This window comes from Niastella sp. (assembly GCF_045805085.1).
Taxonomy (GTDB): Bacteria; Bacteroidota; Bacteroidia; order Chitinophagales; family Chitinophagaceae; genus Niastella.
Genome location: NZ_JBJMLX010000200.1, coordinates 1 through 23039, shown reverse-complemented (window position 1 = coordinate 23039; position 23039 = coordinate 1). Strand labels below are relative to the sequence as shown.

Below are 23039 nucleotides of genomic sequence, written 5' to 3'. Positions count from 1 at the left end.
CTCTGATTGTCATTTTATCCCCCCACGGGTCCGGTGAGTACGATTTAGATTTGTATAAACAAACAAACTCTTTTAGTTATGCGAAAGTTACACATGAAGATGTCAATGTCGATCGACGGTTTTGTCGCCGGCCCCAATGGGGAGAAGGATTGGCTTTTCAAAACCGGAGATGCGCAGTCGAAGGCCTGGGCTGCCGAACAAACCTGGGATGCAGGGCTGATTATTATGGGCAGAAAGTCGTTTGAGGTGATGGCGCCTTACTGGCCAACTTCAACGGATCCCTTTGCCGCGCCGATGAATGAGATACCCAAGGCCGTCTTTACCAAAAAAGGATTTAAAGGCTTCGATCCTGGAAATTCGCCCTCCCCCGCCGCCACTTCCTGGGCGAATGCGCGCGTTTTTGATGGTGATTTGGCCGGGGAGATCAGGAAACTCAAAGCCGAACAAGGAAAACCGATCACAGCAATTGGGGGCGCCGGTTTCATGCGGAGCCTGATAGCGACAGGGCTTGTCGATGAATTCCGGCTGGTTATCCATCCGGTGGTATTGGGAGCCGGATTGCCCATCTTCGATGGTCTTGCAATGCCACTCTATCTGAAGCTGGTCGATACAAAGGTTTTCCCCGGCGGAACCATAGTACACACTTACGGTATATAAAGAGTGAAGGATGTTTCCCGGTTGAAACCGGGTTGTTGTATCAGCATGAGCAGTGACGTCAGGTTACTTTGCCTGATTCGCTTTTTTGATTTGAATTCCTGACCTTTGCACCCGGAAGGCACTTGCTGCCCACTCTAAAAAGATACAACATTGGACAATTCGATCAGTCTAAACAAGTTTATCAGCGATACAGGTTATTGTTCACGCCGGGAAGCGGACAATCTTATTACCGAAGGCCGGGTATTATTGAACAACCGGCCTGCCTTATTGGGCAACCGGTACAAGCCCGGTGATACTGTTGAAGTGGATGGCAGCCTAATCACTGCCGCCAAAAAAGAAAAACGCGTATACCTGGCGCTCAACAAGCCTGCAGGGATCACTACTACCACCGAATTACACATCAAAGACAATATCATTAGTTTCGTTGGCTATCCCAAACGGATCTTTCCTATTGGCCGCCTCGATAAAGACTCTGAAGGCCTGATACTGCTCACCAATGATGGCGACATCATCAATAAGATCCTGAGAGCCGATAACAATCACGAAAAAGAATACATTGTAAGAGTTAACAAGCCCATTGACAATTCATTTATCCAGCAGATGTCGCAGGGAGTGCCTATTCTCGATACCCGCACTTTGCCCTGTAAAGTACAGCCGATGGGCCGCCAAACTTTCCGCATTACGCTTACGCAGGGCCTTAACCGCCAGATCAGGCGGATGTGCGAATACCTTGGCTATGCGGTAACCGGTTTGCAACGGGTACGCATCATGAACATCCGGCTCGACAAACTAGCCCTGGGTAAATGGCGTTACCTCAGTGATGCTGAAATGTCATTGCTGATGGAAAGTATAGCCGACTCGAGCAAGGTCAAAACGGCCGGCAAACCGGCTGCACATAAGTCAGCACCGCCCAAACGCGACTTTACCCCAAAAGACAGGGAGCAGCCGGGTAAGGGTAAAGCAACAAAACCTGCCACTAAAGAAGATAAACCCCAAACAGGCAAACGCGGCTTTACGCCAAAAGACGGAAAACAGGCCGGTAAGGATAAATCGACAAAACCTGCCACTAAAGAAGATAGATCCCAAGCAGGCAAAAAGGCGGCAAAGTCCTGGAAGCGGGAAAGTCCTGCCCAAAAATCTGCAAAGGGCCAACATACCCGCCCCGAAAAGAATACCGGTAAGGAAAAGAAAGGCCCCGATAGTAAAAAAGGAAGGCGTTCAGGCGCGGAAGGTAGCTTTAAAAATTACAGGAACAAAGGTCGGCGCTAAACGGTCAACAGGTATCCTGAATGAACTTAGGATACCTGTTGCGTTGTCCGGTAGTATTCGATTAATGACTTTTACTCCCCTGTTTTTTTGTTTTTCACCAATTCAGTAAAACTTTTGGCTGCATGTGAGAATTCTGATGGCAGCAAAACAATGGTAGTTGTATTGTTGTCAATTCCAATTTCTGACAACATTTGCATTCTTCTTAATTCAAGCGCAATGGGGCTTTTTTCCATTTCTATTGCACCTTGTGTCAGTTTAATTGATGCATCCAGTTCGGCTTCGGCTTTTACTATCCTTGCTCTTTTCTCTCTGATGGCTTCCGCTTCCCGGGCCATTGCCCGTTGCATGCCTTCGGGGATCTCCACATCTTTCATTTCAACCATTTCAATTTTTACGCCCCACGGTTCCGTTGTACGATCAACTATCTGTTGTAATTTGTCGTTGATCTGCTCTCTTTCTTTTAATACTTCATCCAGGCTATGCTGTCCAATTATATTTCTTAAGGCCGAGACGGCAAACTGATAAACAGCTTTGTTGTAATCGCCCACCTTTATGATGGAATTTTTGGGGTCGATGATCTGATACCACAAAACAGCATTTACTTTAATGGTAACACTATCCTTTGTTATTGTTTCCTGTTGCTCAAGGGTAACTGTTTTGGTTCTGATATCCACCTTTTGTTGCCTTTCTATTAATGGTATTAACCAATATAGCCCTGGTCCTTTTACTGATTGGAACCGGCCAAGCCTAAAGACAATTGCGCGTTGATATTCCTGGGCGATTCTTACCCCGGAAAGGATTAATACAATAATTAATCCGGTAATAAATAAGATCATTTTATATCGTTTTATTGTTCTGTCTAACTGTATACCTTATTTGTCGCATAAACGATATAGAGATTACAAAAAATTTGTGATTTTTGCCGGTTATAAAAAAAACCACGGCCCTCCTTCGACTTCCCGCCAAAGGCGGGCACGCGCGGGATGACCGTGGTTTTTATATCTAAATTATCTTAAGTCCTAGCTTATACTCAACAACTCCACTTCAAACACCAGTGTGCTGTTAGGCCCGATCTGTGCACTCACCTGTTGCTCACCGTAACCCAGATTTGGTGGAATAAAGAAACGCCATTTGCTACCGGTGGGCATCAGTTGCAGCCCTTCCGTCCAGCCCTTGATAACCCGGTTTAAGGGAAAGGTGGCTGGCTGGCCACGGCGTACGGAGCTGTCGAACACAGTGCCATCGATAAGCGTTCCGTGGTAATGACAGGTCACGTTGCTGGTAGCGCCTGGTTTGGCGCCGGTGCCTTCGGTAATTACTTCATATTGCAACCCGCTGGGCAATGCCACTACGCCGGGTTTTTGTTTATTGGCTTCCAGAAAGTCGTTGCCGGCTTTCAGGTTAGCTTCTGCTTTCTCTTTTTTTTGTTGAAATAAACGATCTGCGATACCCATAGTAGATGGTTTATAAGTTGAACAAATGTGGCTTATTGCCAATTGCGTATTGTCAATTGCCTATTGATTTACCAACCGCTTGCCAGTACATCGGCAATATGCATGGTTTGCATGCCCATCTCTTTTTTACGAACCACTCCGTCGATGTGCATCAGGCACGAGAGGTCGGTAGAGATAATGCATTCTGCACCGGTGGCTTTGGCGTTGTTGCTTTTTTGATCGGCCATACTAATGGAAATAGGATCGAATTTAACGGCGAAAGTTCCGCCAAAACCGCAACAGGTTTCCACGTCGTTCATTTCCACCAGTTCCAGTCCTTTTACATTCGATAACAATTTGCGCGGCTCCTGTTTGATCCTGCATTCGCGTAAACCGGCACAGGAGTCGTGGTAAGTGGCTTTGGTATATAAGCTGGCGCCTACATCTTCTACCTTCAACACATTCACCAAAAAATCGGTGAATTCAAACGTACGCGCCTGCAGCTGTTTTACCTCAGCCATCCGGGAGGTATTTTCAAACAGCGTGGTAAAATAGTTCCGTACAAAACCAACGCAGGAGGCGCTGGGCGCCACTACATAGTCGGTGCTGGAACCGCTGAAATCTTTAATGAATTTGGAACATACTTCGCGGGAATCATCCCAGAAACCGGCATTGTAGGCGGGCTGTCCGCAGCAGGTTTGGTTGGTATTATAAGTTACGGTACACCCTGCTTTTTCCAGCACTTTTACCATATTAAAGGCTGTGGCCGGAAACAACTGGTCAACGAAGCAGGGTATAAATAATTGAACGTTCATGGCAAATCACCTAATGGCTGTTTTTAAACGATTGCGTCAATGAGATCATTTTAAGCGCGGTGATGGCGGCTTCTTCGCCTTTATGTCCATGTTTACCACCAATGCGTTCCTGGGCTTGTTGATCGTTATCAACGGTTAACACCCCAAAGATAACAGGCACGGGTAAGGTTAGGTTCAATTCTGTAACTCCATGTGTTACGCCCTGGCATACATAATCAAAATGCGGGGTGTCGCCACGGAGCACGCAGCCGAGGGCAATAAAAGCTTGCGGCCGGTCATCTTTATATTTATTCGCGTCCCAATAGCTTTTTATGCCAAACGGAATTTCAAAGGCGCCGGGAACGGTTATCACCTTTACCTGCTTTACGCCTTCGCGTTCGAATACCGTTAAACAGCCTTTTTCCAGCTCATCTAAAATAGCGGCGTTCCATTCGGTGCGTACTATAACAACACAGGCATTCGCGTTGGGAATGCCTGCATCTATTTGTAATAACTTACTATTGCTTACTTCAGCCATAATCTTGGTTTCAGGTTTCAAGTTCCAGGTTTCAGGGGGCTTGCCAATGCAGATGCACTACTTGTATTTAAATCCCTGTAACCTGCAACCTGTAACTTGTAACTAATTCAGATCACCCAGTTTACCCAGGTATTTATCTACCTCAAATGCACGTTGACTACTAGGATATTTATCCTTGATCTGATGTAACAGTTCGATAGCGTCTTTGTTCTTGCCCAGTTCCTGGTTCAGCATAGCTGCACGGAACAGGTATTCGGGTGAATTGATATCATCCTTATCGAACAGCGTACCCGCTTTTTTATAATAACCGATGGCTTCTTCTTTCTTTCCAAGCTCAGAATAGGCGTCACCGAGTAAACCGGTAGCGCGCACTTCCATTTCAACCTGGTTGGTAGAAAAATCTTTCAGGTATTTGATGGCGTTGTTGAAATCGCCCAGTTGCATATAGCAAGAACCAGCATAGAACTGAGCCAGGTTACCGGCTTTAGTACCGCTGTTGTTCTTAATGGCTTTCAAAAAGCCGGCACTCTGTCCATCACCTTCCAAAGCCAGTTTAAAAGAATCCAGTCTGTAATAGTCTTCAGCTTTCCAGATGGCTTCTGCCGCCTTTGCTTCTGCTGGTGCTTTATAGAATTTTGTATATGCAAAATAACCGCCTACAATCACCACCAGACCGGCTAAAGCGTAGGTAATAACTTTGTTGTTCTTACCCCAGAAATCGCGGGCCGAATCCACCACTCTTTCTTCGGATGATCTTTCTACTGGTTGTTCTGGCACTTGCTTTACTTCAGTCGCCATGAATTATTCATGTTTTAGTTGACAATGTTGTTTACTTAGGGAAAAGCAGGTTTTAATCAACAATGAACGGATAATCAGGTGTCATTACAATGTCTTTCAACACTTCATCCTCAGTTGGGATGGGCGACTCTTCTGCGAATTTCACAGCAGCCGCTACTTTATCATTCACCCGTTTGTCGATTGCAGCAATCTCGTCTTTGGTAGCGTATTTATTCTTGGTGATGGTGTTCAGCACCAGTTGAATGGGGTCACGTTGTTTGTATTCTTCCACTTCTTCCTTGGTACGGTATTTCTGTGGGTCAGAAATTGAGTGACCTTTATAACGATACGTTTTTATTTCCAGTAATGTTGGTCCACCGCCTTCACGGGCTCTTTTTACCGCGCGTGTCATGGCTTCGTGAACAGCTTCAGCGCTCATGCCATCTACTGAATCAGCAGGCATTTCATATGCATCGGCCAGTTTAAAGATATCATGTACGTTACTGGTACGTGTAACAGAGGTACCCATAGCGTAGTTGTTGTTCTCACAAATGAATATGGCTGGTAATTTCCAGGTCATGGCCATATTGAAGGTTTCGTGCAGGATACCCTGACGTGCGGCGCCATCGCCAAAGAAGGTCACAGATAAATTGTCGGTTCCTTTATATTTTTCCGCAAAGGCCAATCCGGCTCCGGTGCCAATTTGAGCACCTACGATACCGTGACCGCCAAAGAAGTATTCTTTTTTACCAAAGAAGTGCATACTACCACCTTTACCTTTAGCACAACCTGTGGATTTACCATACAGCTCGGCCATACAGCTTTCAGGGCTCATACCTTTTGCCAGTGCCAGACCGTGGTCGCGGTAAGCAGTTACAAAAGGATCTTCCTGGCGGGTAGCGGTCATTACACCGGCGGCAATGGCTTCCTGCCCTACATAGGCATGGAAAAAGCCGCGGATCTTACCTTCCATTTTATATTTTTCTTCGGCTGCCAGTTCAAATTGACGGATCAGGAGCATTAACTCGTACCAATACAAATACGTTTCTTTGGAGAATTTCGAAGCCACTTTATAAAAATTTGAGGTTTTAACCCCGCCGAAGCCCTCCGATATATCTGGACTGGCCGGCAAAGGCGGGGGCAAAGATAGGGTAAGAATGGGAATTATGGAATGGGGATTAACATTTTTAGCCCTAATTGATGGTTTGATAGCCAGTTGTTTGGAGGTAAAACTTATTGTCTGACTGTATAAAGGACATATTTCCGGTAAAACTGTCAGGTTTTACGTTTAAAGTTTAAAGTTCTTACCCCTGTTTCTTCCAGAAAAAAAGAAAGACCAGCGGGAATCAAAGGATCTTGTCTGGAAAAGAGAAAACCCGGCAGGAAATCGCTTTTCCTGTTGGGAGATCAGAAAGGTTGGAAGAAATTCACTATTCCTCATAGGAATTTAATAATCCCAGAAGGAACCCAGGCCTCTTTTAAGGAATACTGAAATCCTTCAGAGAATTCCGAAAACCTTACAGGAATGCTTTTTTCCTTCAGGGAATTCAAAAATCCTTTCAGGAATCCGGGACTCTTTTAAGGTATCGGAGGTAATTCGTGACTTACGACCAAAAGTTCGAAACTTTGGTGGATAAGTTTGAAACTTGTGAGTGGAAGTTCGCAACTTGTGAGCGGAAGTTCGCAACTTGTGCCCCAAAGTTGCGAACTTGCAGCGAAAAGTCTCTAACTTCTCCTGTTAAGTCAGCAACCTTTAGCAACAAGTTGAAAATAAGGAGAGAAAAGTCAGAAAACAGGAACCAAGCATTAAGAATACAGCACAAAAAACTTGTTACAACTCAACAACATATCCCTCACCCAATTTAAAAACTATCAACACCGGCAATTTTCGTTCACCGAACGGATAGTAGGCATTTGCGGATCGAACGGCGTAGGCAAAACCAACCTGCTCGACGCCATTTATTATTGCTGTTTCACCAAAAGCTATTTTACCCGCAGCGATAGCCAGAACATGTTACACGGTTCAGCCGGGTTTCGCATCGAAGGCCATTTCACCCTTCAGAACGATCCCCAGAAAGTGGTTTGCATTTTACGGGAAACCGGTCGCAAGGAGTTTTCAGTAAACGACGAACCGTACGAAAAACTGGCCTCCCATATTGGCAAACTTCCCTGCGTGATAATTGCGCCCGACGATGTGCAGATCATTACCGGTGGCAGCGAAGAACGCCGCCGCCTACTCGATGCCCTGCTTTGCCAGCTCGACGCCCGGTATTTGCAACAACTGATGGATTATAATAAGGTATTGCAGCAACGCAATGGCTTTTTAAAATCAATGGCCGAAAAAAGAATGACAGATTACAGCCTGCTGGATGTGTATGACGAACAACTCGCCCGGTACGGCGCTTTCATATATCAAAAAAGAAATGAATTTCTGCAGGAATTTTTGCCCCTGGTATCGAAATTCTATGCGCAGATAGCCGGCCAGTCGGAACCGCTGGTCCTCTCCTACGAAAGCCAGCTGCACGATTGTTCGTTTCCGCAATTATTACATCGGCTGCGCCAGAAAGATTGCATGATGCAACGCACCAGCGGCGGTATTCATCGCGACGACATCAATACCCGGCTGAACAACCAGCCTTTTAAATCACTCGCTTCCCAGGGTCAGCGCAAAAGCCTGTTGTTTGCCATGAAATTAGCCGAGTTCGACACCCTGAAACAGGCCAAACAATTTCCGCCCCTGCTCCTGCTCGACGATGTATTTGAAAAACTCGATGCCGACCGCATGCACAACCTGCTCGATCATGTTTGTATAAAAAACGCCGGCCAGGTTTTTATCACCGATACGCACCCTGATCGTATCAGGCACCATTTTGATAGTTTGGGCATGCAATACCAGCTGATCAGTTTGTAAGGAATCGTCAAAACTTATTACCTTGCAGCCATGGGAGAATATTCACTCGGTGACGCACTAAAATACTTCCTCAACCATAGCAAGTTGAAATGTTACATACAGGCATTACAGATAGAAGATGTGTGGGAACAGATCATGGGTAAAACCATTGCCAAATACACCGATAAAATACAGATCCAGGGTAAAACATTATACATCACCACTACCATGGCCCCGCTGAAACAGGAACTTCTTTATCAAAAAGAAAATATCATTAAAAGAGTTAATGAAGTCCTCGGCGAGTACACCATCAATAATGTAGTGATACAATAAGATAATAATTCCAGTCAAAGCCCATCCCTCTTCGTTGATTCAAATGTAAACTATAGCATATGCTCTCTTACGACCAGATTTTTGAGAACAACCGTCAATGGGTTAGTCAGCAAATGGAAAAAGATGCAAACTTTTTGGAAAAACTGGCTGCCGGTCAGCAACCCGAGTACCTGTACATTGGTTGCAGCGACAGCCGCGTAACTGCTGAAGAGATCATGGGCGCCAGTCCCGGTCAGGTGTTTGTACATCGCAACATTGCCAACTTAGTAAACAACGTCGACCTCAACGTAATGTCGGTTTTGAATTATGCCGTGCGGCACCTGCAGGTAAAACACATTATAGTATGCGGTCATTATAACTGTGGCGGGGTGAAAGCAGCTTTGCAGTCGGTTGATCTGGGGATCTTAAACCCCTGGCTTCGTAACATCAGGGATGTATACCGTTTACACGAACAGGAATTAGACAGCATTGAGGATGATACCTTGCGTTATAACCGGCTGGTTGAACTGAATGTAGTTGAACAGGCTACCAACGTTATTAAAACCGCTGCAGTGCAGTTGATGTATGAAGAAAAAGGATTTCCCATTGTACACGGCTGGGTGTTCGACCTGCACAATGGAATGCTAAAGGATTTAAAGATCGACTTTGAAGGTATACTGAAGCGGATCGAAAAGATATATAATCTTACTGGAAAGTAACAATTGACCAGTTGATCAGTTGACGAGTTAACTGGTCAACTGGTCAACTGATCAACTCTTATCTATTACCAGGAATGTCTGTCCTGAATTTCTCAATGCATTTTCTATCCTGTAAAGTAAGAAAACAGGTCCTATCGTCTTTACCGCCAAAAGTGATATTGCTCACGTCTTTACCCTTTAGCTCCACTTCCTGGATCTGACGGCCACCATCGTTAAAGATGGCGATGGTTCCTTTACCATAACGACAGATAAACAAGTTGCCCTTGCTGTCGCATTTCATTCCATCCATACCAAAATCGGTGAAGGTGGCGAATGTTTTCTCACCGGTGATGTTGCCTTTAGCATCCAGTTGGTAAGCCATTACGCGCCGTTGAATGCTTTCATTTACGTACAGCGTTTTTTCATCGGGGCTCAGGCAAATACCATTGGCAGTACCCACGTTTTCTTTCAGCAACACGGCTTTTTTATCAGTCCCTATTCGCCAGATCTGACCGTTTTGCTTTTGCCAGTTGGGGTCAGAAGCATATACAACGCCCGTTTTTTTACTGATGCAAATATCATTGGGTTGATTAAAGCGGTCATTGTGGCAATACACACTTACTTCTTTGGTGACAGGATCAACTTCCAGGATGTTGTGCTCCACAAAATCGGCTACCAGCATATGTCCTGCTGCCGTAAAGCGAATGCTGTTGCCCACGCTTTTCCCGGGCAGCGTTAAAAACAATTCCACCTTGCCATCTGGTTGCACCAGTCCAATGGTGCCATCTTTTTGAAAGTTCACCACAAACAAACGACCATCCTTATCAACGGCCGGTCCTTCGCAATTCTTTGTAAATAAATTTTCCGCCGTATGGTCATATGCCCGGAACAGGGATTTGTCAAACTCTTTTTGGGGACTGAGTTTTCGATGGCAACCAGCAATCATTATAATTGTCGCACCCGCTATGATAAATTTATTCATAATACTCTTGGTTCTTACGTTATTAGTTTCTTAAGTTATTTAGTTTGTTAGTTTGTTAGTTATTCATTTTTGAATTCCACTTCAATTTTGAGCTTCGTAGTTAAACAACTTCGAACTAAAAAACTAAATAACTAACGAACGTGTATTATTGCAATCGCACCCTTGGGTCCACTACAGCATATAAAACATCGGCTAATATATTAACCAGTATAAAAAAGAATGAGGTGATCAACACCGAGCCCATCACTACAGGAAAATCGAGTTTCTCCAGTGCGTCAACCGTCACTTTGCCGATTCCCTTCCAGCCAAAAATATATTCTACAAAAAATGCACCCGCCAACAGTTCCGCAAACCAGCCGGTAACAGCCGTAATTACAGGATTCAGGGCATTGCGTAAGGCATGTTTCCAAATCACTACGCGTTTAGGTAAACCCTTGGCATAGGCGGTTCTGATATAATCCTGGTTCAGCACATCGAGCATGGCGCTGCGCGTAAGCTGGGTAATAATGGCCAGCGGACGTATACCCAGGGTAATGGCAGGAAGCCACAGGTTTTGTAACGACCAGAATGGTTTGCCGGTAATTTCATCCATATCGCGCCAGCTGCCCGTCATGTGTAAACCGGTATAATGGCTCAAAACAAACCCAAACAGATAGGCAATCACAATGCCCATAAAAAAAGAAGGGGCCGAAATGCCCAGTACACTGGTAAAAATAGCGGACGTATCCATCCAGGTATCTTTTTTCACGGCTGCCAGTACACCCAGCGGTATGCCCAGCGCAACGGCAATACACATGGCGGCAATGGCCAGCAACAACGTGCCGGGCAATGCTTCCATCAATATTTCGCCTACATTTTTTTTGGTTTGGTAAGAACGGCGCAGGTAAGGCACTTTGATGGCCAGGTTAATGCCACTGCCAATAAAGAAGCCTTTCAATTGTTTTTTCTCTATTTCGCTATCGGTATGAATGGCGATTGGCGACAGATCGTTCAGGAACAACACAAATTGTTTCCATTTGGGCTGGTCGAGGTACAACTCGCGCCGGATATTTTCCTGCGTGGAGGCATCGGCCCGCTGCCCCATTATGAGTCTTGAAGGATCGGCAAATCCCTGGAATAATAAAAATACCAGTACGATTACGCCCAGCATCACCAGGAAACCATATAATATCCGTTTTGTGAAATACTTTATCAAAGTTGACGAGTTGATTAGTTGACCAGTTGACGAGTTAACCAGTTGACCAGTTAACAAGTTGACGAGTTGACAAGTTAACAGGTTAAAAGGCAAAACTGAGGTTGAATTTTCGGAAATCCATTGCCGTTTGCCGTTTCACGACTAATTGCCTGGCAAATTGCTTACTACCAATAACGCTTGTTCAAGGTCCGCATAGCTCCACTTATTTAAGATAGTTCCTTTTTTTATCAAAAACAAAGCGGGGTTGGTACGGGCGGCGGTTTTAATGGCGGTGGCATCACAACGCAACGGGATAAACGCATAAAACACATCGGGTGGATGCTGTTTCAGCGTTTCCATAGCCACATTGGTGACCATAAATCCTGTTATGTGTTTCTTTTCGGCGATCCGCATGATCATATTCAGCTTGACAGGCCATTCTCCGTCAGTGGTATAGCCGTTTTTCAGGAACAGGTACAATTGGTATTCATCTGCATTCAGCAACGCCTGGGTAGTATCAACACCGTTAAATGTTTGCAGGGAGAAGTCTTTTATAGCCGGCGAGGCATTGCCCTTGCGCACTACTTTATCGTACCGCTTTACAAATTTATAGGTTGCTTCATCATAATCGGCGGGAAAGTTATCTGCCGTGAACTCCACCTGTTTGCCAGCTTTCTCATATACAAAACTAATCACCGTACTATCGGGAATGGAACCGGGCGGGACCTGCATTTTCATGGAAATGTTATTGCCTATCTTATAAGGCAAACAATCCTTCACCGGCAGATGCACCAGCACGTACCATTGAAAGGCAAAAGAAAAAATAACGGTAAAGAAAAGCGCTGCCAGGCTGAAGGTTTTATTTAAAGCCGGTTTTATTTTATTTTGCTGCCGGAAGATAAAAGCGATCAACACCAGCAAAATAAGATCTTTCATGAACGACTGATCGGCGGTCAGGGGAATACAATCGCCAAAACAACCGCATTCGCGTATTTTTCCACTGAACAGGGCATACCCCGTGAGGAAGGTGAAGAAAACGATCAGCAGCAATAACAGCCAGCTGAACAATTTCATTTGCCAGCCTACCAGCACGGCCACCCCGGCGATGATCTCAAATGCGATCATGGCTACCGAAAAGGTCAGGGTATAATTATCCAGGAAACTCCAGCCCCATACTTCAAAAAACTCCTGCATTTTATAGCTCAGGCCCAGGGGGTCGTTGGCTTTCACCAGTCCGGAAAAAATAAAAAGAACGCCTACGATGATACGGGTTATGTTGAGTAATGTTCTCATATTATGTTTAAAAGTTCTAGCGTGATTCGGTAGTGATTTAGTGGGTAGTCGGCAATCGTGAAACGGCAAATGCCCTTATTGCTGAACACCGATTTTGTCGGCAATCGGCAATCGGCAATCGGCAATCGGCAATCGGCAATCGGCAATTTTGGCCTCGCGATTATATTCAACCCCGACTTCATCGGGGCAGGCTCTGTTAACTTGTCAACTTGTTAACTTATCAACTCCGTCAACTTGCATTTCCCTGGTCAACTGGTCAACTTGCTTTCTTTATCAACCAGTCAACTTACCTTTAGCCCATCAAATGTAATGAACAAACCATAAATGTATACGCTGAATTGTAAAGGCCGTTTATTGGTGATAGATAAGCCCCTGGTGATGGGCATTATCAATACCACCCCCGATTCATTTTATGAAGGAAGCCGCTTTATGGGCGCAAGCGGTGTGCTGAAACAGGCTGAGGAAATGCTGAAAGCCGGGGCCGACATCCTGGATATTGGCGGACAAAGCACCCGCCCCAACAGTAGCACCGTTTCTGCCGAGGAAGAGCTACAGCGGGTTACGGGCGCTATTGAATCGTTGCATTATAATTTTCGGGAAGCTGTAATTTCCATCGATACCTATTATGCCCGGGTAGCCGCTGAAGCGGTGGCCGCCGGCGCTTCCATCGTCAACGATGTGAGTGCAGGCCTGGTTGATCCCGCCATGATTGCTACCACCGGCGCTCTGCGTGTTCCCTACATCTGTACCCATATAAAAGGAACGCCGGCCACCATGCAACAACACGCAACGTACGACAATGTTACCCGCGAGGTGCTGGATTTCTTTATTCAAAAAACAGCTGAATGTCATAAGGCCGGCATTAAAGATGTGATTATTGACCCCGGGTTTGGTTTTGCCAAAACTCCCACCCATAATTTCACCCTGCTGAAAAACCTGGCGCTGCTGAAAATGCTCGATAAACCCATACTCATCGGGCTTTCCCGCAAATCATCGGTTTATAAAACGCTGGGCATAACCGCGAAGGAAGCCTTAAACGGCACCACGGTGCTAAATACCATCGGGTTGCTCAATGGGGCGCATATTTTAAGGGTGCATGATGTAAAGGAGGCGAAGGAAGCTGTTACGCTGGTTGCTCAACTATAACCCGCCTACGCTAAAGCTTCGGCGGGTAAAAGAAAAAGCCCCCGGCTAAAATCGCGGGGGCTCGTTATTCTTGCTTGTAATAGCAAAGCTATTAATGAGTATGCTGAGGCTGAGGTTGTCCTTGTTGAGGAGGCATTGGCATCATAGGCGCTTGTTTGGGCGCGCTATCGCTAACATTGGCCACTTCAATATCGAATACCAGGTTCTCGTATGGTTTGCCACCAGGGCCGGGTTGTGCACCGTAAGCCATGTAGAACGGAATGTACAATGTACCTTTTCCACCTTTTTTGAAGAATTTCAAACCTTCGTCCCAACCAGGAATAACGGCGTGGGTTCCAACCTGAACATCAAAAGCAGGTTTACCAGGTTCGTTATTTGTTTCAAACACTTTCATGGTAGGGAACACTTTACCGGTATAACGGATGGAGCAGAATTTACCAGAATCAACCTGGGCGCCGGTACCGGCATCTTTAATTTCAACAAAAGTACCTTCGGGCCCTTTTTGATATTTGATGTTATTTTTAGCCAGGTAGTCTTCCAGTTCTTTTACTGCAGGTCCTTTCAGACTTTCCATTTTCACTTTCTGGCGTTCCTGTGCTTTTTGCATTTCAGCCATCTGATCTTTTTGCGCAATGCTGTCAACACTGAAAACGTCTACCACTTTGAAAGATAAAACCAGTTTATCTTTTGGTTTAATGAACTCGGGCAGCATGCCTTGTTTTTTAGCCAGGGTGTCGGCCTCACGGATCACTACAGCGCTGTCGCCTTTGTGCAGCATAGAGAAAATTTCCTGTGGGTCGTAAGTAGGACCTACGCTGTCAACCTTTGCATAAAAAGGCATTTGCTCGTATGAGTTAGCCAGAACGGAATCTCTTAATTTATGTACAAATTGAATTTTTATAATATCACCTCTTTTTACCAGCGGACCACTGCCGGTTGGGATGATCTTATAAAGCAAACCGCTTTTTGTTTTTTTAAACCCGCTATTTTTACAGGCTGTTGTTGACAACAACAACATAGAAAGGGCACTTAATAAAATCGTTGTTTTTTTCATTTGAATATTTGTAATAAAGTTTTATTGTAACTGTAAAGCGTTTTCTTTCATAGCCTCAAAGAAGCGTTGTACGGTTCCATCAAGGGAATCACTGCTGCGGCCGCCGGCTGCATTATAATGGCCACCGCCTTCAAAATAGATGCGGGCAAAGGTATTTACGTCAAAATCGCCTTTGCTGCGGAAGCTCCATTTCCGTTCTTCATCGCGGTCAATCACCAGTGCGGCCAGTTTAATGCCCTGGATACTCAGGGGCCAGTTCACCAGGCCTTCGGTATCGCCGGTCTTAACCTCATAGCGCAACAGGTCTTTTTTGGGAATAGAGATCAGGGCTGTGTTGTATTCGTAGAACAGGTCCATACGGTGCAGCAGGATGTGCCCGATAAACCGGAGCCTGTTTTCGTGGAAATTATCGTAAATATTCTCATGCACCAGGGTGTGCTGCAAACCGCGGTCTTTCAGGTCGGCCACCATCCGGTGTACGGCGGCGCTGGCTGAAGGAAAGCGGAACGAACCGGTATCGGTCATAACACCGGCGTACAGGCAATCGGCGATGGCCGGGGTAATACGGTCGCCATAGCCGCCGCCCACGATAAAATCATACACCATTTCGCAGGTGCTGCTTTTAGCGGTATCGCTGATACCCCAGGTAAAAATGGCTGCCTCGGGTTGCTGGTGGTGATCGATTAAAATTCGGTCGTAAGGGCCCTGACGCAAGGTATTTGCCATATGCTTGGTACGAACCAGCACATTAAAATCGAGGCAGAAAACCCATTGCGCCTGTTTTAAGGCGGCCTCGCCCCTGTCGCGCTGCAGTTCATAATCTATCACATTCGCGGCTCCGGGCATCCAGTCGAGCCATTTGGCCCAGTTCGTAGGTGACACTACGGTAACTGAATGACCCAGGGAGGTCAGAAAATGATACATGGCCAATGAGCTGCCCATAGCGTCGGCATCAGGCTTCTGATGCGTGGTAATCACCACATTGCGCGGGGTTGTTAAATGGGGATATATGTCTTGTATAGGTTTCATGAAACGGCAGCAAAGTTGCGGAAATAAAGCTCAATGACCAAAACTTAAAAACTTCTCTTACTTTTGCGGCCAAAATTGAAGATTGTATGAGTAACCGCACGTTTACCATGATTAAACCCGATGCCATGAAGAATGGACATGCAGGAGCGATATTAGATCGGATCATTAAAGAAGGGTTCCGCGTTGTATCGCTGAAATTGACCAAATTAAGCAAGGAAAAAGCCGGTGAGTTCTATGCTGTGCATAAAGAGCGTCCTTTTTATGGCGAACTGGTTGATTTCATGAGCAGCGGTGTTATCATTGCCGCCATTTTGGAGAAACCCAATGCCGTTAATGCATTTCGTACCCTGATCGGTGCTACCAACCCCGCCCAGGCCGAAGCCGGCACCATTCGCAAACTGTTTGCTACCTCTATCGGCGAAAACGCCGTTCATGGCAGCGACAGCGATGAAAATGCCGCTATCGAAGGCAGTTTCTTCTTCAACGGATTGGAGCAGTTTTAATATTAGTTGACAAGTTAATATGTTGACGGGGTTGACAAGGTTCTCTTACCAGTTGAAATCCCGAAAACAAAAAGGCGTGGCAGGTTTGAACCGACCACGCCTTTCATATTTTAAATATTTCAACTTGTTAACCTGTTAACTCGTTAACTGATCAACCCGCCTACAGCGACTCCGTATTCTTACTCTTACCCACATTCTTCATCGGCGTCAACTTATACCCTTTCTTACGCAACAGATTTATTACTCCCTGATCGCCGGGTAAATGCCCCGCACCCACTGCAAATAACAGACTGCTCTCCTTCATCAACGCCGGCATTTGTTCAACCCAGTGGCGGTTGCGGCCATACAACAACAGGTCCATATATTCTGCCTCCATGCCCGGGTCGCTTTTGTTCGACAGCGAATCCAGCAACTCCAGGTTTTGCTCGCGGTATGCTTTTACCATTTCCAGGGTTGCGGCTTTATAAGTATCGATGCTGTCAATATATGTTACCAGTTCTTTTGCTTGTTTCTCATAAGGGATGCTGTCGAAAATAGAAGCCTGGAATTCGGTTGTTTCCAACCCTTTTATTTCTTTATTGTACTGTTTGCTCTCCCGCATAATCAGTTCTTCCATGCCGTTCTTTTGGGAAAGAGGTGATCCCTCCCCTTCTTTTCCTGTACACGCCATCATTTGTTCGCCAATAAGACTGGAAATGAAAAACGGTTTCACCCGGTTGAACATGCTCAAAGGCAGTGAATTTTGTTTGAAATAGGCTTCCACTTTTGCGTATTCTTCTTTGGTAAGCAATTCCGACAATTTGGTGCCGTTGTTCATGCGGAGGTATTTCAGGGCGCCCAGCGTTTCGCCTAAATTGTCCATATCCAGCTCAAAATAGATCTGATCGCAATTTTTTATAACAAATTTCAGGCTATCGCTCACCGTGGCATCTTCGGCACACAATACGTGCATGGTGCCATACAGGTAACTCGGGCGTTTGAGCCCGTTACCGCTTATTCGCCATAACAACGTGTTGTCTAGGTGATTACGACCGCCTTTCGACAGGGAGGCATTTTCTTTTTTGCCGGAATTGCCGTTTTGCTGTCCCAATCCGGTCATAGCCAGGGCCACATAAAAAAATAACATACTAACTTTTTTCGATAACATATTGCTTGCTTTTGTCCTGCCTCTTGAATAGGGTGCTTTTTTTTATTATAATTGCGGTGCGTAGCTTCCTGAAACACCGGTAAAAAGCCCATCCGGAATATCAATCAAAGCTAAACCGGCTTGTTGATATGTACGAATAAATTTACAAAACCAGAGAACGGGCAATAAACGGATCAGACAACGTTTATACCGTAATTGAATATTGAATAACGAATTTTCAATAACGAATGTTGAAGAGGGGTTCATTATTCAATATTTTTAAACTATTGCTTAAAGAAAACTGTGCATGAAACGCTTTGTTTGTAGCTTGTTGTGCCTGGCGCTTGTTAAACTGTGTGCTGCACAAACCACCCTGCCCGAACCGGGAGAATTTACGGATGCTGAAAAATCCATCACCGAATGTCCGTTCGATAAAGAAGCCGACGCCGTGGTGATCTTTGACGAGGCGCGCGTTGACAACGACCGGAATGAACAAATTTATACCCGGCGTACCCGGTTAAAGATCCTGAAACAAAAAGGAAACCGCTATGGGGATGTAGTTATCCGTTATTACAGTAAAGACGATATGGAATACATAAGCGAAATTGAAGCCTATTCGTACAACCCCAAAACAGTTCCCGACGTTAAAAAAGTTCCGCAGTCAGCCATCTTTCGCCAAAAGATAAACGAATGGTGGTCAGTAGTAAAGATCGCCATGCCCGATGTACAGCCGGGCACTATTATAGAATATAAATACTTTATCACCGCTAAACGCTACCACCTCAACGACTGGAATTTCCAGCGCGAGATCCCTGTTATGCACAGCCATTTTTCGCTGGCGGTAATGCCTAACTATGAATTTACCTACCGCATTTTCAAAAGCGATCAATTGCCCATTGTGATCAAAAAAGAAAAATCGGAAGGCCGGATCTATTTTGAAATGAACAACATAGCCGGGTTACGCGATGAACCGTTTATGGATGCAGAAAAAGATTACCTGCAGCATATAGAATTTCAGTTGTCGGGTTACGCGGGCATGTTTGGCGGCACTACGCGCTATATGACCACCTGGGACGAGGTTACCCGCGAAATAATGCAGCGCTCAGATTTTGGCGTTCAACTGAATAAAAACATCCCGGTTGGGCCAGAGTGGCTCGATAAAGTGAAAGCGATCCCGACTGCCTATGAGCGAATGGCAGCCGTTTACAATTTCGTTTATAAAAACATTAACTGGAATGGTATCGGAGGCCTTGTCGCTGGCGATGGCGTTAAAGAAACCTGGGAAAAAAAGCAGGGCAGCAGCGGCGATGTTAACCTGTTGCTGATAAACCTGCTGAAAGAAGCAGGTCTGGAAGCATATCCATTGCTGGTGAGCGAACGTGGTAATGGCAAGGTGAACCCTGAATTTCCTTTTGTTGGCCAGTTCAATAAAACAATGGCCTGTGTGCTGATCAACGATAAAAAATATGTTCTGGATGCAGCGGGCCCTTATACCCCGCCTTTCATGACGCCTTTCACCGTTATCAATACAAAAGCATTCCTGGTCAATAAAAAGAAAGGTGGCATTATTACGCTTACCGAAACGGAAAAAAAGGACCGGAACTATGTAAATATTCAGGCCCGCATTGACGACAATGGCGCCATGACCGGTAAAGCCTTTATTGAAAGTAAAGAATACGCCCGCCTTACCCGCATCAGGGCCTGGCAACGCGATAAAGACCGCTTCCGGGAAAACTATTACACTTCCTATGAGGCCGGGTTGAAAGTGGATAGCCTGCAAATGCATAACATAGATAACGATTCCCTGTCCCTTGAGCAGCAATTTAACTTTTCTATTCCGGCCATCGCCAGCGGCGACTACAAACTCATTAACCTGAACCTGTTCACCAGTATTGTCAAAAACCCGTTCATCTCTGATATCCGGTTTACGAATATCGATTTCGGTTGCCTGCAATCGCATACGGTACTGGAAGATATTGAACTGCCGGCATCGTTGAAAATTGAAACGCTGCCCAAAAATCTCCGCATGATAATGCCCGACACCAGCATCTCCTTTATGCGGTATATGGAAGTAAAGGACAATGTGCTACGGGTGAAATATGAGATCAACTTCACGCGTCCGGTGTTTACCGCCGATGAATACGAATACATAAAGGAGTTTTATAAAAAAATGGCCGGTATCATGAATGAACAGATCGTGCTTCGAAAGCCTTAGCAGCTACCAACCTTGATTAACCAAATTAAACCATAAAAACCCCCAATGAATCGACTATTAACCTTATTTGCCTGTATTGCCATGCCTGTTGCCCTGCTTGCCCAGAAGGGCAGCGACATTCCTGCCTTTGGTAAAGTTGAAAAAGCCGACCTGGAAATGTCAGCATGTGATTTTGATGCCAAAGCCGATGCCGTTGTGTTGTTCGATGTGGGCGAACTGTTTTGCAACATTCAATCTGGCGGCGACATGTTACTGGAACGCCATGTGCGCATAAAGATCCTCAGCGATAAAGGCAAGGACAAGGCCGACATTCACATCCCCTATTACAGCTTTAAAAATATTGAATACATCAAGAACCTGCAGGCCCAGACCTATAACCTCGATGGCGCAGGCAACGTTGTTGCTACCAAAGTGGAGAAAAGTCTCATTTATGACAAGACAATCGATAAATACTATCATGAACAGATCTTCACCTTCCCTGAAGTAAAAACCGGCAGCATCATCGAATATAAATGGAAACAGGCATGGAGCGGCATCAGCCTGGAAGAATGGTTTTTTCAACGCGAAATTCCTGTAAAGTACAGCCGGTACCGCGTTGATTTTCCCAATGAAATTGAATTTTATTCAACGCCGTATTGTGTATTGCCGTTTGAATCAAAAAAGGAAGACAAAAGTAACCGCATTATTCAGACCTATGTCATGAAAAATATTCCCGCGTTGCGCGATGAACCCTACATCAGCTGTGATAAAGATTACCTGCAACGCGTTGAGTTCAGGCCAATGGCACTTAACCTGCCCACCCGCCGGGAAAACCTGCTAAAGAACTGGCCCCAGGAAATAAAAAAGCTGATGGAAGATGAAGATTTTGGCGTACAGCTGAAAAGAAATATCCCCCGCACGTCTGATCTCGATTCAGCGTTGAAAAACATCACCGATCCGTATCGTAAAATGAAGATCATTCATGAATACGTTCGCAAGCACATGGAATGGAATGGCCTCAGTAATATCTGGGCATCAAATGGCGTTAGAGCTGCGTGGAAAGATAAAAAAGGCACCAGCGGAGAAATTAACCTCATACTGGTGAACCTGCTAAAGGATGCCGATCTGAAAGCGCATGCCATACTGGTAAGCACCCGCGAACATGGAGTTGTTTCCAGTATGGTGGCCGATATAGACCAGTTTAATAAAGTACTGGCTTATGTTGAAATTGATGACAAAGTGTATGTGCTGGATGCTACTGAAAAGGTCACGCCTTCTTATCTGATCCCCCCAAATGTGATGTTCTCAGAAGGGTTGGTTATTGAAAAACCCGAAACCTTTGAATGGGGCTGGAAACCGATCTGGAACGAAAAATCGTTAAACAGGAATGTTGTGGTTATGCAGGCAACTATTGACGACAATGGCGCCATGAATGGCAGGGCCTCCCTTTACAGCTACGATTATGCCCGGTTGCAGCGTATTGAAGAAGCCAGGAAAGATAAAGCCAAGTTCCTGGAGAAATATTTCAAAACCAATAACCAGGGCGCACAAGTGGACAGCCTGGAACTGGAAAACCTGGAAGCCGATACATTGCCACTGGTGCAAAAAGTGCATTTCAATGTACCTGTAAGCGCCTCGGGCGATTACAAATATTTCTCCACCAACCTGTTTACCAGCCTGGAGAAAAATCCGTTTTTGGCCGATAACCGGTTTTCAGATGTTTTCTTTGGTATAAACCAGTCGTTCAGCATAGTAGCCAATATTACTATTCCCGAAGGGTACCAGTTTGAAACATTGCCGAAAAGTATACGCATGATAATGCCCGATACCAGCATCGCCATTACCCGGCGGCTGGTGGCCGAAAATAACCAGCTTTCAGTAAGAGTATCGCTGGAGTTCGCCAAGCCATTTTTTGCGGTACAGGAGTACCCCGATTTTAAAGAATTCTATAAACAGCTATTTGCTATCTTGAGTGAACAGATCGCCATTAAGAAAAAATGAGAAATGATGAATGAAGAATTAGAAATTAAAAAATTGAGAAACCCATTGGCCATTCACCATTGGCCATTCACCATGAAAAACTGCTTAACCCTGATAACCGCCATTTGCGCCGCCTGTACCCTGCAGGCGCAAATATCGCCATATGCCCTGTTGTCGATACCCGAAACCGTAAAAAAAGATGCCGACATCATTAAACGGCTCGAGGAAATTACATTTGAAGTAACCGATATCGACCGATCGTCATTAAGCGTGCACCAGATCATCACGGTTATGAATGAGAAGGGCAAAAGCGCGCTTCGTTTTGCCGAGTATACTGATAAATTTCACATCCTCGATGATGCGGAAGTAAAAGTGTTTGATGCCAATGGCCGGCAAATAAACAAGTACAAACAAAAAGATATGATCACCACGGCCGGCGCCGGTGACAACCTGATAGACGATAACAAGATCACTTATATTGAATTCCCTTCAAGCAGTTTCCCTGTTACTTTTGAAGTGAAATACAGCGTAAGGTATAAGGGCAATTTATTCTTTCCCAGCTTTGACATCCAAGATGCAGATGAAAGCGTGGAATCATCCGTGTTCACAGCCAGAGTGCCCAAAGACCTCGACCTGCGCTATAAAGAAAAAAACATCGCCTTAAAACCTGAAACCGGGGAAGATGGCAACTATAAATGGTACCGCTGGTCGGTCAAAAACCTGCCGGCCGTAAAATACGAAGCAGGTTCGGTTAATCCTTACCCATATGTAATGCTGGCGCCCAACCGGTTCAAATTCGATGCCTTTGAAGGCGACCTGAGCACCTGGAGAGGCTTTGGCGCCTGGTGCGGCAGCCTTTGGAAGGGGCTCGACAAATTACCCGCCGACAGGGTTGCTTTCTTTAACGACATGGTTAAGGATGCTCCGGATAACTATGAAAAAATAAGAAGGCTGTATACCTATTTGCAAAAGAATTTCCGGTATGTGAGCATTCAGTTGGGTATTGGCGGCTTTCGTCCGTTTTCGGCAGACTTTACCGAAAAGAAAAAGTATGGCGATTGTAAAGCGTTGAGCAATTGCATGAGGGCCATGCTTGCCGCGGTTGGTATTAAAAGTTATGGCGCGGTTATCAATGCCGGTAACAATGCCATGGCCATGGACCCCGATTTCCCTGCCCAGGTCAGCAACCA

At 45.4% G+C, this 23039-nt stretch carries 23 protein-coding genes; 11 read left to right on the top strand and 12 right to left on the bottom strand.

The annotated features are described in order from the left end of the window. Positions 1 to 78: 78 nt before the first annotated feature. Positions 79 to 657: a dihydrofolate reductase family protein gene (locus tag ACJ751_RS10290; RefSeq protein WP_407745405.1), complete on the top strand. Its 579-nt coding sequence runs from the start codon at positions 79 to 81 to the stop codon at positions 655 to 657. A 150-nt stretch (positions 658 to 807) separates the two neighbouring features. After that, complete coding sequence (gene rluF / locus ACJ751_RS10285) at positions 808 to 1926, top strand: 23S rRNA pseudouridine(2604) synthase RluF (protein WP_407745404.1); 1119 nt, start codon at positions 808 to 810, stop codon at positions 1924 to 1926. 71 nt (positions 1927 to 1997) lie between these two features. Here rluF and ACJ751_RS10280 read toward each other — a convergent pair whose 3' ends face one another. The 6 genes from ACJ751_RS10280 to pdhA form a co-directional block, all read right to left on the bottom strand. After that, on the bottom strand, positions 1998 to 2762 hold the full coding sequence (locus ACJ751_RS10280; RefSeq protein ID WP_407745403.1) for an SPFH domain-containing protein: 765 nt from the start codon (positions 2760 to 2762) through the stop codon (positions 1998 to 2000). A 183-nt stretch (positions 2763 to 2945) separates the two neighbouring features. Beyond that, positions 2946 to 3380 (bottom strand): FKBP-type peptidyl-prolyl cis-trans isomerase, encoded by a 435-nt coding sequence (locus tag ACJ751_RS10275; protein WP_407745402.1) that lies wholly within the window; start codon positions 3378 to 3380, stop codon positions 2946 to 2948. 68 nt (positions 3381 to 3448) lie between these two features. Further along, positions 3449 to 4174 (bottom strand): (Fe-S)-binding protein, encoded by a 726-nt coding sequence (locus tag ACJ751_RS10270; protein WP_407745401.1) that lies wholly within the window; start codon positions 4172 to 4174, stop codon positions 3449 to 3451. A 10-nt stretch (positions 4175 to 4184) separates the two neighbouring features. Continuing rightward, complete coding sequence (gene ribH / locus ACJ751_RS10265) at positions 4185 to 4691, bottom strand: 6,7-dimethyl-8-ribityllumazine synthase (protein ID WP_407745400.1); 507 nt, start codon at positions 4689 to 4691, stop codon at positions 4185 to 4187. Positions 4692 to 4793: 102 nt separating this feature from the next. After that, entirely contained in the window at positions 4794 to 5489 is a 696-nt protein-coding gene (locus tag ACJ751_RS10260) for a tetratricopeptide repeat protein (protein ID WP_407745399.1), read from the bottom strand. Positions 5490 to 5541: 52 nt separating this feature from the next. After that, entirely contained in the window at positions 5542 to 6537 is a 996-nt protein-coding gene (gene pdhA, locus ACJ751_RS10255; protein ID WP_407745398.1) for a pyruvate dehydrogenase (acetyl-transferring) E1 component subunit alpha, read from the bottom strand. 570 nt (positions 6538 to 7107) lie between these two features. On the opposite strand from pdhA, the gene ACJ751_RS10250 reads away from it, so the two are divergent. The 4 genes from ACJ751_RS10250 (at position 7108) to ACJ751_RS10235 (ending at position 9389) form a co-directional block, all read left to right on the top strand. Further along, positions 7108 to 7197, top strand: a complete 90-nt coding sequence (locus ACJ751_RS10250) for a hypothetical protein (protein ID WP_407745397.1) — start codon at positions 7108 to 7110, stop codon at positions 7195 to 7197. A 99-nt stretch (positions 7198 to 7296) separates the two neighbouring features. Further along, the gene (gene recF, locus ACJ751_RS10245; RefSeq protein ID WP_407745396.1) at positions 7297 to 8379 is read left to right on the top strand and encodes a DNA replication/repair protein RecF; all 1083 of its coding nucleotides are present in this window, start codon (positions 7297 to 7299) and stop codon (positions 8377 to 8379) included. A gap of 30 nt (positions 8380 to 8409) precedes the next feature. Continuing rightward, entirely contained in the window at positions 8410 to 8691 is a 282-nt protein-coding gene (locus tag ACJ751_RS10240; protein ID WP_407745395.1) for a DUF721 domain-containing protein, read from the top strand. 59 nt (positions 8692 to 8750) lie between these two features. Next, complete coding sequence (locus ACJ751_RS10235) at positions 8751 to 9389, top strand: carbonic anhydrase (RefSeq protein WP_407745394.1); 639 nt, start codon at positions 8751 to 8753, stop codon at positions 9387 to 9389. 58 nt (positions 9390 to 9447) lie between these two features. Here the strand turns inward: ACJ751_RS10235 and ACJ751_RS10230 are convergent, their stop codons facing one another. The 3 genes from ACJ751_RS10230 to ACJ751_RS10220 form a co-directional block, all read right to left on the bottom strand. After that, positions 9448 to 10350 (bottom strand): SMP-30/gluconolactonase/LRE family protein, encoded by a 903-nt coding sequence (locus tag ACJ751_RS10230; RefSeq protein WP_407745393.1) that lies wholly within the window; start codon positions 10348 to 10350, stop codon positions 9448 to 9450. Positions 10351 to 10495: 145 nt separating this feature from the next. After that, entirely contained in the window at positions 10496 to 11545 is a 1050-nt protein-coding gene (locus ACJ751_RS10225; protein WP_407745392.1) for an ABC transporter permease, read from the bottom strand. Positions 11546 to 11686: 141 nt separating this feature from the next. Beyond that, on the bottom strand, positions 11687 to 12817 hold the full coding sequence (locus tag ACJ751_RS10220) for a BT_3928 family protein (protein ID WP_407745391.1): 1131 nt from the start codon (positions 12815 to 12817) through the stop codon (positions 11687 to 11689). A 324-nt stretch (positions 12818 to 13141) separates the two neighbouring features. Between ACJ751_RS10220 and folP the strand changes: the two genes are divergently transcribed. Then, positions 13142 to 13963 carry a dihydropteroate synthase gene (gene folP, locus ACJ751_RS10215; protein ID WP_407745390.1) on the top strand — a complete coding sequence of 274 codons (822 nt, stop codon included), beginning with the start codon at positions 13142 to 13144 and terminating at the stop codon, positions 13961 to 13963. A 91-nt stretch (positions 13964 to 14054) separates the two neighbouring features. Here the strand turns inward: folP and ACJ751_RS10210 are convergent, their stop codons facing one another. Both ACJ751_RS10210 and ACJ751_RS10205 read right to left on the bottom strand, forming a co-directional pair. Then, on the bottom strand, positions 14055 to 15017 hold the full coding sequence (locus tag ACJ751_RS10210; protein ID WP_407745389.1) for an FKBP-type peptidyl-prolyl cis-trans isomerase: 963 nt from the start codon (positions 15015 to 15017) through the stop codon (positions 14055 to 14057). A gap of 21 nt (positions 15018 to 15038) precedes the next feature. Further along, a complete protein-coding gene (locus ACJ751_RS10205) occupies positions 15039 to 16046 on the bottom strand; it encodes a DHH family phosphoesterase (RefSeq protein ID WP_407745388.1) in 1008 nt (335 codons plus the stop codon). Positions 16047 to 16132: 86 nt separating this feature from the next. Between ACJ751_RS10205 and ACJ751_RS10200 the strand changes: the two genes are divergently transcribed. Then, complete coding sequence (locus ACJ751_RS10200) at positions 16133 to 16549, top strand: nucleoside-diphosphate kinase (protein ID WP_407745387.1); 417 nt, start codon at positions 16133 to 16135, stop codon at positions 16547 to 16549. A 160-nt stretch (positions 16550 to 16709) separates the two neighbouring features. On the opposite strand, the gene ACJ751_RS10195 is transcribed toward ACJ751_RS10200, so the two are convergent. Continuing rightward, the gene (locus ACJ751_RS10195; RefSeq protein WP_407745386.1) at positions 16710 to 17675 is read right to left on the bottom strand and encodes a TraB/GumN family protein; all 966 of its coding nucleotides are present in this window, start codon (positions 17673 to 17675) and stop codon (positions 16710 to 16712) included. Positions 17676 to 17982: 307 nt separating this feature from the next. Between ACJ751_RS10195 and ACJ751_RS10190 the strand changes: the two genes are divergently transcribed. The 3 genes from ACJ751_RS10190 to ACJ751_RS10180 all read left to right on the top strand — a co-directional run. Further along, on the top strand, positions 17983 to 19890 hold the full coding sequence (locus ACJ751_RS10190; protein ID WP_407745385.1) for a DUF3857 domain-containing protein: 1908 nt from the start codon (positions 17983 to 17985) through the stop codon (positions 19888 to 19890). Between the two features lie 45 nt (positions 19891 to 19935). Beyond that, positions 19936 to 21870, top strand: a complete 1935-nt coding sequence (locus ACJ751_RS10185; protein WP_407745384.1) for a DUF3857 domain-containing protein — start codon at positions 19936 to 19938, stop codon at positions 21868 to 21870. A gap of 6 nt (positions 21871 to 21876) precedes the next feature. After that, positions 21877 to 23039: DUF3857 and transglutaminase domain-containing protein (locus ACJ751_RS10180; RefSeq protein WP_407745383.1), on the top strand; the 1163-nt coding region annotated here is incomplete at its 3' end.

Bases quoted from the DNA above. Each gene is read 5' to 3' on its own strand.
- ACJ751_RS10290 (WP_407745405.1), top strand. From the start codon at position 79: ATGCGAAAGTTACACATGAAGATGTCAATGTCGATCGACGGTTTTGTC.
- ACJ751_RS10280 (WP_407745403.1), bottom strand. From the start codon at position 2,762: ATGATCTTATTTATTACCGGATTAATTATTGTATTAATCCTTTCCGGG.
- ACJ751_RS10275 (WP_407745402.1), bottom strand. From the start codon at position 3,380: ATGGGTATCGCAGATCGTTTATTTCAACAAAAAAAAGAGAAAGCAGAA.
- ACJ751_RS10270 (WP_407745401.1), bottom strand. From the start codon at position 4,174: ATGAACGTTCAATTATTTATACCCTGCTTCGTTGACCAGTTGTTTCCG.
- ribH (WP_407745400.1), bottom strand. From the start codon at position 4,691: ATGGCTGAAGTAAGCAATAGTAAGTTATTACAAATAGATGCAGGCATT.
- ACJ751_RS10260 (WP_407745399.1), bottom strand. From the start codon at position 5,489: ATGGCGACTGAAGTAAAGCAAGTGCCAGAACAACCAGTAGAAAGATCA.
- ACJ751_RS10240 (WP_407745395.1), top strand. From the start codon at position 8,410: ATGGGAGAATATTCACTCGGTGACGCACTAAAATACTTCCTCAACCAT.
- ACJ751_RS10235 (WP_407745394.1), top strand. From the start codon at position 8,751: ATGCTCTCTTACGACCAGATTTTTGAGAACAACCGTCAATGGGTTAGT.
- ACJ751_RS10230 (WP_407745393.1), bottom strand. From the start codon at position 10,350: ATGAATAAATTTATCATAGCGGGTGCGACAATTATAATGATTGCTGGT.
- ACJ751_RS10220 (WP_407745391.1), bottom strand. From the start codon at position 12,817: ATGAGAACATTACTCAACATAACCCGTATCATCGTAGGCGTTCTTTTT.
- folP (WP_407745390.1), top strand. From the start codon at position 13,142: ATGTATACGCTGAATTGTAAAGGCCGTTTATTGGTGATAGATAAGCCC.
- ACJ751_RS10210 (WP_407745389.1), bottom strand. From the start codon at position 15,017: ATGAAAAAAACAACGATTTTATTAAGTGCCCTTTCTATGTTGTTGTTG.
- ACJ751_RS10205 (WP_407745388.1), bottom strand. From the start codon at position 16,046: ATGAAACCTATACAAGACATATATCCCCATTTAACAACCCCGCGCAAT.
- ACJ751_RS10200 (WP_407745387.1), top strand. From the start codon at position 16,133: ATGAGTAACCGCACGTTTACCATGATTAAACCCGATGCCATGAAGAAT.
- ACJ751_RS10195 (WP_407745386.1), bottom strand. From the start codon at position 17,675: ATGTTATTTTTTTATGTGGCCCTGGCTATGACCGGATTGGGACAGCAA.
- ACJ751_RS10190 (WP_407745385.1), top strand. From the start codon at position 17,983: ATGAAACGCTTTGTTTGTAGCTTGTTGTGCCTGGCGCTTGTTAAACTG.
- ACJ751_RS10185 (WP_407745384.1), top strand. From the start codon at position 19,936: ATGAATCGACTATTAACCTTATTTGCCTGTATTGCCATGCCTGTTGCC.